This window comes from Companilactobacillus nantensis DSM 16982 (assembly GCF_001435815.1).
GTDB lineage: Bacteria > Bacillota > Bacilli > Lactobacillales > Lactobacillaceae > Companilactobacillus > Companilactobacillus nantensis.
In genome coordinates this window covers 51,070-62,930 of the sequence record NZ_AZFV01000003.1, presented here as the reverse complement: position 1 = coordinate 62,930, position 11,861 = coordinate 51,070, and the positions used below count along the sequence as shown (strand labels likewise).

Below are 11,861 nucleotides of genomic sequence, written 5' to 3'. Positions count from 1 at the left end.
TTACACAGTTAATTGATCTTTAAGAGATTCTAAACTTTTCTCACCAATACCAGAAACTTTCGTTAAATCATGCAACTGTTGAAACTGTCCATTTTTTTCACGGAAAGCAATAATCTTCTCAGCCTTCTTAGGACCAATCCCAGAAACACCTTTAAAATCATCAACTGTCGCAGTATTAATATTGACAACCTTTTTATCACCATTATTACTACTAGAAACAGATCCGGTATTACCCTTCTCTCCAACTACTGGCACATATATTTGCATCTGATCAGTCAATTTCTTAGCTTGATTTAATTGCTTAGTATCAGCCGTTTGAATTAATCCCCCAGCCATCTTCAAAGCATCTTGAACAATTGCACCACTTTTTAGTCGATAGACACCAGGAGTCTTAACAGCACCTTGAATATCGACCACAATCACACTAACTTTCGCTGTTTTAGGGGACTTACCCGCGTTTTCAGTTGCCTTAGACTCCACCTTAATATCATTCTTAACCGGAGCTTGTGACACTGATTTATGCGTCAAAAAGTAACCAGTTCCTAATCCAAATATAATTAAACCAAGCACGATCATCATCTTATTGCGTTTACAATAATCAAAAATTCCTTTCATTTTTATCACCTCGAAAAAAAGTACGCAAAAAAACTGGATAAACTTTAATAAAAATTCATCCAGCCTTTTAGTATTACACTCTTTTTGATAGTTTATTTTCCTTCCGCAGCAAGTTATTTACCAAGTTATTAATATTAAAAATTATTAGAAAAAACAAATAAACTAGCCTCTGGGTGCAAGAATCTTTGGCAGCAGTGCAGGTGGCGTTGGTGCTTTAGCGCCTACACCACGGGACGAGTTTTGAAACTCGCGGTCCATGCGAGGTTCAAAATCGAGGTTGGAGACCTTGGCTCCAACCGGTCCAGCGCACCAAAGATTGTTGCACCCAGAGGCGGACCCCCAAAAACAAAAAAACAGCCCTTATTTGGACTGTTTTGTCTTCTCAAGATAATTAATCGCATCATTTAAATTCTTAACAGGAACAATCTTCATCTTTGTGTGTAGCTTCTTAGCCGCACGTAAAGCTAAATGATAATTATTGACGTAGTTTGGCTCATACTTCTTAATTTCCTTAGTAACGGGGTCATCTGGAGCAAAGAAAACCGTAGCTCCTTCTTCAGATGCAGCATAGACTTTCTTCTCAATTCCCCCAATAGGACCAACTGTTCCATCTGGATCGATTGTTCCGGTACCAGCAATCGTTCGACCAGCCTTTAGGTCCTTATTAGCAACTTGTGAGTAGACTTGGAGCGTAAACATCAAGCCAGCTGAAGGGCCACCGATATTTCCGGCATTGATCTTCGTTGGTGGATTACCCTCTGCTTCTGTGTTATCAGTCAAGGTAATACCTAAACCAAAACGCTTAGTGGTAGCTAATTTAACTAACTTACCAGAGGCTGTCTTTTCCTTACCATCACGTAAAAAGCTGATTTTCACGGTTGAATGTTTATCTTGTTTCTTAACATAACTAATAAACTGATTGGCATTCTTAAAATGATAACCATTAATAGATGTAATTGTGTCGCCCATTTCCAACTTATTCTTAAAATCAGAGTTATCCATGATATCCATTACATAAACACCTAGGTATTTCTTAGTAAACGGTTTATCAGCCCTTGAATAGGCAGCCTGAATGGCATTATTCTGAGCTGACTTCATGTAATACTGTTGAACTTGGAAATATTGTTGACTATTTTCATCACCCATTAAGTCTTTTTGCGAATAAACTGTTTCAAAATTATTCCCTAATGATTTCAACATAGTAAATGGAGTTCCAGTAACAATCCCAACTGTCGTTAAGAGTAAATTACCCTTTTTCTTATCATGTTTGCCATTAACCTTAACAAATTGCGAGGTATCCTCAGCAGTTCCCGGAACTTCCAAATAATAACCCGTTGGCATGACGAAAAATGCTACTACAACAATAAATATAAAAATGGCACCAAAAACTTTGTTTCTTGTTTTATTAAATTTCAAAATAGGCTAGTCCTTCCTATACTTCTCTATCAATGCCTTAGCCACTGCCGGAGGAACGTACCCTGAAATATCTCCGCCAAAACTTGCAACTTCTTTCATCATCGATGAAGATATCGTAGCATATTTGCTATTTGCTAGCAGAAATATTGTTTCAATTTTTTTATCTAGAATTTGATTAATTGCTGATATACCAGATTCATATTTAAAATCATCAGCAGTCCGCATGGAACGTACTAAAAAGTTGACATCCAACTGCTGAGCCAACTTAACTGTCAGCTGTCCCTTGGCATCAACAACTTCAACATTATCAAGATCAGTTATTTCCGCCTCAATAAAAGCTTTTTTTTCTTCATAAGTAAATAAATACTTTTTGGAAGTATTAGTCATCGGTGCCACATATAATTTATCAAACAATTTGGCAGCTCGATGAATAATATCCAAGTGGCCATAAGTAACGGGGTCAAAACTTCCCACAAATAGTCCAATCTTTTGCGACATGTTATCCTCCAAATTGATACAATGCAACCTTTGTATCTTTGTAACGTTTTTCCTTGAGCAATTCAATCCGTTCGAAATCACTCAAATCAATATCATAATCAGTTTCATCAACGATAATGGCGTCAGGATTCAATAAATCTAATTCAACCATATCTTTAATAATTTGTTCAGTAATTTTCATTCGGTACGGTGGATCTAGGAAAACTAAGTCAAATTTCACACCATCAGCTGCAAATTTCTGCAAAGCTTCCGTAGCTGCTGTTTTCATAACAACAAAACTATCTTCAGCATGAGTTTTTTCAAGATTCTCTTTAATCGTGTTAATAGCCTTATAAGCTTTGTCTACCAAATATGCCTTCTCATAGCCACGGGAAACAGCCTCAATTCCAAGACTGCCAGTACCCGCAAAAAGATCCAAAGCGACCCCATCAACCATGTATGGTGAAATCATACTGAAAACTGCTTCCTTGACCTTAGACGATGTGGGACGAGTATTGTTAGTTGGTACTGCCTTTAAATTTAAACCACGGAACTTGCCTGAAACAACCTTCATTAATCTTCCTCTTCACTACTGTTTGATTTTAAAACAAAATGTTCGTCTAATTCCTTGCGATGAGCCAAAGCAACTCGTTTGACATAATTTTTAGCAATCAATTCTTTTCTAATTTCTGGAACCTTACTGGAATTAACGTATAACATCACATATTTCATTTTGGGAGAAGTGTAATAAATTGTACCGTAACGTTGCAATTTTTTTCTCCACTTTAATGAGTAGACCCAGACATAAAGTGCCTGACGCTCTACTTTTTTATACATAGGATCACCCTTTTTTCATTTTTTCAAATTTAGCTGTTGTCTCCAAATTTAAGACAACTCCCAAAGCAACAGACAACACTAACATACTGGAACCACCATAACTAATAAATGGCAATGTAACACCAGTCAGAGGAATCAAACCTAGCAATCCCCCGACATTTAAAATAATTTGTGCCAAAATCATTGTAGCTACGCCGTAATAAACTAATGAATTATATGTTTTTTTTGATCTAAAGCCTAACGAAATCATTCTCATAATAATGATAAACAATAATCCTAAAATGAACGCAACGCCGATAAATCCCAACTCTTCACTGACAATTGACATAATGAAATCAGTATGAGGTTCAGGTAAATAACCACGTTTTTGAATACTATTACCTAGTCCAACTCCAAAAACACCACCATTACTAATTGCATAGAAGGAATTAACTAACTGAGCCCCAGCCTTTTGTTCCAATTGGAATGGATGCTGCATAGCTAAAAATCGTTGATAGGCATAATTGTGCTTCACAAAAGATGGTGGAAATTTAGTAATCATAACGATTACACCCGTGAAGACAACTAAAAGTGCACCACTCAGTTCAGCAATCAAACGACCAGGAATCGTTGATGACGATATTAAAACAAGCGTAATTAACGATAAAATCAAGGCACCACCAATATCTGGTTGCAATAAAACCATGACAATAATGGAACCAACAATGACTAACGGTTGAAAGACTTCACGAAAGACTTCGCGCCAACCTTGTTTCTTGAGTAACCGATTTTGTTTATTTGTTAACACTAATGCTAAAAACATTATCAAAAACAATTTTGCCAATTCAAGCGGTTGAAAGTTAAAGAAGCCCAAATTGATCCAAGCTGAAGCACCATTAACACGACTACTAGGAACTAAATATGCTCGACCCAACAAGTAAAATAGCGACCCTAAAGTGACAATCATGACAAAACTTAAAATTCGCTGATTTTTGAGTATCCTTTCTTTCAGCATAAAGGTTATATAACACAGAAAGAGTCCCAAGACAGCATAGAGAGCTTGTTTAACTAAATATTGATTAGTTTTACCACCAACAACTAAAGCATTGTAGAAACTGGCTGAGTAAACCATGACAATTCCAATACCCAAAAGCAAAATGTATGGAATGACTATCCATAAGTCGATTTTCCTTAATTTTTTCACATTTGAACTCCTAAAATCTGATAATAAGATTATACCACCAAACAAAACGATAAAAAAACAGTGAGGTTCTTTTATAAATATGCCGTCTCCAGAGCTGAGAAAAGATTCACCAATTTTTAAGATTTATTAAAAATAAATAAGCTTGTTATAGTGAATGCATTGTTCTTATTACACCATTTACGGACTAGTGAAATAGCTTATAAAACTTGTTGCTCTTACAGTTTGGAATGATAAAAGCAACAATAAACTAGCCGGAAGGAACAAGAATTTAGGTCGCTGTGAAGGTGGCGTTAGTACTTTAAGCTTACACCACGGGACGAGTTTTGAACTTCGCGCACTTTGCGAAGTTCAAAATCGATAGGCGAGACCTTGGCTCGACTCGGTCCCCACAGCGACCTAAATTTCTTGTTCCTGGAGGCGGCACACTCAATTATCATTTTAACCACAAAAAAAGAGGTCCGGACTTTCGTCCACGACCCCTTCTTAATAATTAATTATTTTGTGTTTTTCTTTGATTTGTCAAACTTCTTACGTTCGTTTGTGTTCAAGATCTTCTTACGTAATCTAACACTTTCAGGTGTTACTTCACAAAGTTCGTCTTCGTTTAGGAATTCGATTGATTGTTCAAGTGACATATCCTTAGGTGTCTTGATAGCAGCAGCGTGATCTTTACCAGAAGCACGAGTATTTGTAAGGTTCTTACCCTTTGTAACAGTAACAGCGATATCTTGATCACGGCTACTTTCACCAACAATCATACCTTCGTATACATCAACACCGGCACCGATGAACAATGTACCACGATCTTCAACTGATTGTAGTGAATATGTAGTTGATGGACCTTGGTTAATTGAAACCAAAGCACCAGTTCTTCTACCTGGGTTCCAGTTCTTAACAACTGGTTTGTATTCTGAGAATGTGTGGTTCAAAATACCGTAACCACCAGTCATTGATAAGAATTCTGTTGAGTAACCGATCAAACCACGAGAAGGTGCAGAGAAAATAAGTTTTGTTTGACCATTTCCTGTACTTTCCATGTTAACCATGTCACCTTTTCTTTGTGACATTGAATCAATAACTGATCCAACATATTCGTCAGGTGTATCAATAGTTACCTCTTCAAAAGGTTCGCACTTTTGGTTATCAACTGTCTTGTAAATAACTTCTGGACGTGATAGTTGTAATTCGAAACCTTCACGACGCATTTCTTCAACAAGGATTGACAAGTGAAGTTCACCACGACCTGAAACCATCCAAGCACCAGCTTGGTCAGTATCTTCAACCTTCAATGAAACATCAGTATGTAGTTGTTTCTTCAAACGGTCTTCGATCTTTCTAGCAGTAACTTCTGTACCTTCACGACCAGCGAAAGGTGAGTTGTTTTGTAGGAACATCATCTTCAATGTAGGTTCATCGATACGTAGCAATGGAAGTGCTTCTTGGTGGTCAACTGGTGTAACAGTTTCACCAACGAAAATATCTTCCATACCAGAAACGGCAATTAAGTCTCCGGCTTTAGCTTCATTGATTTCAACACGGTTCAAGCCCATGAAACCAAATAACTTAGTAACACGGAAATTCTTTGTTGAGCCATCAAGTTTCATAACAGTAACACTGTCACCAACCTTGATCTTTCCACGGAAGACACGTCCGATACCAATACGACCAACGTAATCGTTGTAATCTAGCAAGGCAACTTGGAATTGTAGAGGTTCGTCTGAGTTGTCAATTGGTGCTGGAATTGTCTTCAAAATTGTGTCAAACAATGGGTTCATTGTGTGTTCTTGATCAGCAGGATCATCTGAGTAACTTGATGTTCCGTTAATAGCTGAAGCATAAACAACTGGGAAATCAAGTTGTGAATCATCAGCACCTAATTCGATAAATAGTTCAAGAACTTCGTCAACTACTTCAGCAGGACGAGCACCTGGTCTATCAATCTTGTTGATAACAACGATAGGTGTTAAGTGTTGTTCCAAAGCTTTCTTCAAAACAAAACGTGTTTGAGGCATTGTACCTTCATAAGCATCAACAACTAGAAGTACACCATCAACCATCTTCATGATACGTTCAACTTCACCACCGAAGTCCGCGTGTCCTGGTGTATCCAAAATATTGATTTTCTTGCCTTGGTAATCAACAGCTGTATTCTTAGAAAGGATTGTGATACCACGTTCTCTTTCAATAGCATTTGAATCAAGGGCACGATCTTGAATTTCGTAGTGTTGTCCTAGTGTGTCTGATTGTTTTAACATTTCGTTAACTAATGTAGTCTTACCGTGGTCAACGTGAGCGATGATCGCAATGTTTCTAATATCTTCTCTTCTCTTAGTCAAGTTAGTTCTTCCTTCCGTAAATACGTGTTTAAATTACTTGCAATAAAAAAACTGTGAATGACTGTCACAGTTCACTAACGCGTTTTAAGTGTCTTTAGCGCTTCAGAAACAACTTTCTGAGTACCAACTATTACGACTTGTGATTCTAACATATTTATTGGGGCATCGTCAATACTTACGACACTCATCCCTGCTGCCTCACACATAACGCGTCCAGCGGCTAAATCCCAAGGAGCTAAGTATGACATATACATGACTTCTTTACCAGTTAATAGATGGCCAAAAATAATCCCGGCACTACCATAAACTCGAAAGCCACTGCTCTTTTTAATGACATCTTGAACGGCAAACTTATTTGCCAAAGCCATGGGAGCAGATACATCAACTAAACCTTCCACCAAGGGTAAATTCTTCGGATTATCAATTTTTCGATCATTGATAAACAAACCAATTTCTTTACCACCGTGATAAATTTCATTATCCATAACATCTATGATAGCACCATTTAATGGTTCACCGTCAATGTAAGCGGCAATCATCGAAGCAAAATTATCGCCCCGCTTAACAAAATTCATTGTTCCATCAATCGGATCGACAAAGAAAACTAGCCCCGACATATCTTTAACTAAGTCGCCATAACCCTCTTCACTGACAATGGTTGCGTCTGGATAAGCCTGTTTAATTTCACCATTAATGAACTGCTCAGTTTTCTTATCGAAATTAGTTACTAAGTCGTTGCGATTTTTTTTAGTTGCGACTGACATTTTTTTAATTGAATCTTCACGCAAACGTGTTCCCACTTCAGTGAGTAATTCGACTAAAAATTTATCAATTGCCTTACTATCTACTTGCATTTCGAACCCTGACTTTCTCATTGCTTTTAGCTTGTTGAGACTGTTTGAAAACTTGATAAATGGAATATCCAGATTCCAATTCAAACTCTTTATCCAAACGCTTTTGTTCCATCTTCATCGGAACCACTTGTTGAAATGAGCGATACTTCTGCAAAAATTCATCCCGTGGAACACCAGATTCATAAGCTTTTTCTACCGCGTTGTATAAAGCAATCACAGTCACGATATCTGCTTGTGTCCAGGCTTCATCGAGTGGATAACTATAATTTTCTTGCATACAATAACTCCCTTCATTTTTATTCAACCTTTAGTCTACTATACAAAAAAAGCGATGTAATTGCATCGCTTTTTTGATTAAATCATTCATTTAGTATACGAAACGAAACTATTTCGGTTTCTAAACAAGTTACCGCTAAATATGTGTTGGATAACCAATCAAAATATCGGCAGCTTCTTGAATTGGTTCACCTAGAGTTGGATGTGGGTGAATTGTCAAAGCAATATCTTCTGCATTCAATTGACAGTTGATAGCTACACTCAATTCAGAAATCAAGTCACTGGCACCAGGTCCAACAATTTGACCACCAAGAAGTGTTCCAGTTTCTTTATCGGCTACTAATTTAACAAATCCTTCAGCAGCATCTAATGAAACAGCACGAGCATTTCCAGCGAATGGGAATTTAGCCACTTTAACATCAATACTCTTGTCCTTAGCTTCTTTTTCTGTCAAACCAACAGTAGCTAGCTCAGGATCGGTGAAACAAACGGCAGGAACGCTAATGTAATCATTAGCTGTATTCTTACCAGAAATTGCTCCAGCAACCGTCTTAGCCTCAAAGAAAGCCTTGTGAGCCAAAGCTGGTCCCGGTGTAATATCACCGATAGCATAAATATGATCAACTGAAGTCTTGCCTTGAGCATCAACTTCAACTAAACCACGGTCAGTTGTCTTTACGTTAGTCATTTCCAAACCAAAGTTATCAGTATTTGGACGACGACCAACAGTTACCATACAGTAATCAGCGTTAAGAGTCGTTGGTTGACCATCAACTTCATAAGTAACATCAACGCTGTCACCTTTGTTTTCACTCTTCTTAGCCATAGCGTTAGTAATAATTGTAACGCCCTTCTTTTCAAGGTTCTTCTTAACAATTGAAACCATATCTTTTTCAAAGTTAGGAATAATGCTTGGTGAACCTTCAAGGATTGTAACGTGAGCGCCTAAATCAGCATAAGCACCGGCTAATTCAGTTCCGACGTAACCACCACCGATGATGATGAATTCCTTAGGAACTTGTTTCAAGTTCAAACCACCTGTTGAATCAATGACACGATCGTCAAACTTGAAGCCTCTAATTTCAATTGGACGACTACCAGTTGCCAAAATCAAATTCTTGAACTTGATTGTTTGACCACCGCCATTATCCATAAATTGTCTAGGACCACTTGGCATAACACGTAATTGCGTATCACTGTCCAAATATGCTTCACCATTGATCAATTCAACATGATGCTTCTTCAAAAGCATTTGAACACCGCCAGTCATTCTGGCAACAACTTTCTCATCTTTCCAAGCTTGTGTCTTGGTAAAGTCAATTGTGGCATCGCTTGTTGTAATTCCGTAAGTTGAAGAATCCTTAGCTTGTTGAAGTCTGTGTCCAGCTGTAATTAAAGCTTTTGATGGAACACAACCAACGTTTAGACAGACACCACCAACGGTATCAGATTTTTCAATTACAGTAACATCTTGTCCAAGTTCTGAAGCTCTGATTGCGGCAACGTAACCACCAGGGCCTGAACCAATAATAACGGTATCTTTTTCTATTACGTTTTCTGCCATTTTTAATTAGCCCTCCATTAATAACATATCTGGATCGTGCAACAACTTCTTCAAGAGGTTCAAAGCATTTTGTGCTAAAGCACCATCGATCAATCTGTGATCGTAACTCAATGATAACTTCAACATATTACCTACTTGAATATTGCCATCCTCATCAACATATGGTTCTTTAGCAATTTTACCAACACCAAGAATTGCAACTTCTGGGTAATTGATAACTGGAGTGAACCAGCCACCACCGATTGAACCAACGTTACTAATTGTAATGGAACCACCGCTCATCTTATCCATGCTTAACTTGTTGTCATAAGCAGCTTGACTGTTTTCAGTGATTTCTTTAGCAATTTCAAACATACCTTTAGAATCGACGTTCTTTACATTAGGTACATAAAGTCCATGTTCAGTATTTGTTGCAATACCAACGTTGTAGTAATGCTTGTAAACAATCTCATCAGTTGAATCATCAATTGATGCATTCAATTCAGGATATGCCTTCATTACAGCAACTAGGGCTTTAACGATATATGGCAAGAATGTCAAATGAATATCTTTTTCAGCAGCAAGTGCTTTGTATTTCTTTCTATTAGCCATTAATGCTGAAACTTCAACGTCATCGAAACTTGTTACGTGTGGAGCTGTGTGCTTACTTGTCAACATTGCCTTAGCAATAGCTTTTCTTGTAAGTGACATCTTTTCACGTGTTTCAAGCTCTGGTGTAGCTGACTTGTATGGCGTAATTGGTTGTGCTGGTGCACTGGCATTAACAACCGGTACGGCTGTGGCAGCAGCTGGAGCAGCACTAGCTGGATTACCACTCTTATAGGAGTCAACATCTGTCTTCGTGATTTGGCCATGCTTACCACTTGGTGTAACAGCAGCAAGATCAACACCTTGGTCACGAGCATATTGACGAACTGATGGCATTGCTAAATAGTTTGTATTTGCGGAACCAGTAGCAGGACTAGCGGCAGGTGCAGGTGTTGCAGCGTTTGAAGTAGGTGCTGGAGCTGCCTTTTCTTCTGCCTTTGGAGCAGGTGTATCATCATCGCCAGTGTCAGGAGAGCCATCATCAATCACGATTAAAGTATCGCCAATTTCGACTGTATCCCCTTCTTTAGCTACAATTTGTTTAACAGTACCGGCAACAGGAGATGGTAATTCTTCAACAGATTTATCATTTTGAATTTCCACCAAAGAGTCATCTTCTTTGACAGTGTCTCCTTCTTTTACAAGCCAGCTGGCAATTTCACCTTCGGCCATACCTTCGCCAAGCTCTGGTAATTTAAATTTGTATGCCATAGTTTTTTCCCTTCCTTCGATTAATTAGTAGTTGAGAATTTCATTTACTTTTTCTTCAATTTCTTTAGCGCGTGGAATCCAGATGTCTTCACCAAGAGCAAATGGATAAACACTGTTTGGAGCAGCAACTCTACCAACTGGTGCATCGAGAGAAAGAATGGCACCTTCAGCAATAGCTGAAGCAACTTGGGCACCAACACCCGCCATCTTTTGTGCTTCTTGGACGATTACAACTTTGTGAGTCTTTTGAATTGATTTGAAAATTGTTTCCGTATCAATTGGTGAAACAGTTCTTAAATCGATTACTTCAACAGAAATATTCTTTTCAGCTAAAGTATCGGCAACTTTAAGTGCTTCATTTACTTCAGCACCATAAGCGACGATTGTAATATCGTTACCTTCACGAACAACATTAGCTTTGTCCAAAGGTACGCTATATTTGCCATCAGGAATATCGTCTTTCATTGAACGATATAACTTCAAGTTTTCCATAAATAGCACGGGATCGTTGTTTTCAACAGATGAAATCAACAAACCTTTAGCATCATATGGATTACTTGGCATGACAACACGTAGACCAGGAATTCCAGTAAAGAAGTTTTCCAAGTTATCAGCATGCATTTCAGCCGTGTGAGTACCCCCACCATAAGGTGTTCTAATTGTTACAGGGGCATTCTTCAATCCATCAAATCTGAAACGCATTCTTGCTAATTGACCAGCAATTTGATCAACAGCCTCGAATGAGAAACCCATAAATTGAATTTCAGGGATTGGACGCCAACCAGTTAAACCTAAACCAGTTGCTAATCCTAAAATACCTGATTCAGCTAAAGGTGTATCGAAGACACGATCCTCGCCATATTTTTCTTGAAGTCCTTGAGTAGTTCTGAAAACACCACCGTTTTTACCAACATCTTCTCCGAAAATCAATGTTTTTGGATCGTCTTCAAGAACAATGTCTAAGGCATCTGTAATTGCTTGAATGTAAGTTTTCTTAGCCATTT

The 11,861-nt window shown here is 38.1% G+C and carries 12 protein-coding genes; all 12 read right to left on the bottom strand.

Going from position 1 to position 11,861, the window contains the following annotated elements:
• Positions 1-615 (bottom strand): helix-hairpin-helix domain-containing protein, encoded by a 615-nt coding sequence (locus tag FD31_RS02005; protein WP_057891099.1) that lies wholly within the window; start codon positions 613-615, stop codon positions 1-3.
• Between the two features lie 360 nt (positions 616-975).
• Positions 976-2,031 (bottom strand): SepM family pheromone-processing serine protease, encoded by a 1,056-nt coding sequence (locus FD31_RS02000; protein ID WP_057891098.1) that lies wholly within the window; start codon positions 2,029-2,031, stop codon positions 976-978.
• A 6-nt stretch (positions 2,032-2,037) separates the two neighbouring features.
• Complete coding sequence (coaD, locus tag FD31_RS01995) at positions 2,038-2,529, bottom strand: pantetheine-phosphate adenylyltransferase (RefSeq protein ID WP_057891097.1); 492 nt, start codon at positions 2,527-2,529, stop codon at positions 2,038-2,040.
• A gap of 1 nt (position 2,530) precedes the next feature.
• Positions 2,531-3,082, bottom strand: a complete 552-nt coding sequence (gene rsmD / locus FD31_RS01990; protein ID WP_057891096.1) for a 16S rRNA (guanine(966)-N(2))-methyltransferase RsmD — start codon at positions 3,080-3,082, stop codon at positions 2,531-2,533.
• On the bottom strand, positions 3,082-3,345 hold the full coding sequence (locus FD31_RS01985; RefSeq protein ID WP_083483562.1) for a DUF2129 domain-containing protein: 264 nt from the start codon (positions 3,343-3,345) through the stop codon (positions 3,082-3,084). Before FD31_RS01985 ends, rsmD begins: the two co-directional genes overlap by 1 nt.
• 4 nt (positions 3,346-3,349) lie before the next feature.
• Positions 3,350-4,528, bottom strand: a complete 1,179-nt coding sequence (locus FD31_RS01980) for an FtsW/RodA/SpoVE family cell cycle protein (RefSeq protein ID WP_057891095.1) — start codon at positions 4,526-4,528, stop codon at positions 3,350-3,352.
• 494 nt (positions 4,529-5,022) lie between these two features.
• Positions 5,023-6,864, bottom strand: a complete 1,842-nt coding sequence (gene typA / locus FD31_RS01975) for a translational GTPase TypA (RefSeq protein ID WP_057891094.1) — start codon at positions 6,862-6,864, stop codon at positions 5,023-5,025.
• A gap of 74 nt (positions 6,865-6,938) precedes the next feature.
• Positions 6,939-7,718 (bottom strand): inositol monophosphatase family protein, encoded by a 780-nt coding sequence (locus FD31_RS01970; RefSeq protein ID WP_057891093.1) that lies wholly within the window; start codon positions 7,716-7,718, stop codon positions 6,939-6,941.
• The gene (locus tag FD31_RS01965; protein WP_057891092.1) at positions 7,705-7,995 is read right to left on the bottom strand and encodes a UPF0223 family protein; all 291 of its coding nucleotides are present in this window, start codon (positions 7,993-7,995) and stop codon (positions 7,705-7,707) included. The genes FD31_RS01970 and FD31_RS01965 overlap by 14 nt, the downstream gene beginning before the upstream one ends.
• Before the next feature lie 135 nt (positions 7,996-8,130).
• The gene (gene lpdA / locus FD31_RS01960) at positions 8,131-9,558 is read right to left on the bottom strand and encodes a dihydrolipoyl dehydrogenase (protein ID WP_057891091.1); all 1,428 of its coding nucleotides are present in this window, start codon (positions 9,556-9,558) and stop codon (positions 8,131-8,133) included.
• A 6-nt stretch (positions 9,559-9,564) separates the two neighbouring features.
• On the bottom strand, positions 9,565-10,857 hold the full coding sequence (locus FD31_RS01955) for a 2-oxo acid dehydrogenase subunit E2 (protein WP_057891090.1): 1,293 nt from the start codon (positions 10,855-10,857) through the stop codon (positions 9,565-9,567).
• 24 nt (positions 10,858-10,881) lie between these two features.
• Positions 10,882-11,859, bottom strand: coding sequence for an alpha-ketoacid dehydrogenase subunit beta (locus tag FD31_RS01950; RefSeq protein ID WP_057891089.1), 978 nt, complete (start codon positions 11,857-11,859; stop codon positions 10,882-10,884).
• Between the last annotated feature and the right edge of the window lie 2 nt (positions 11,860-11,861).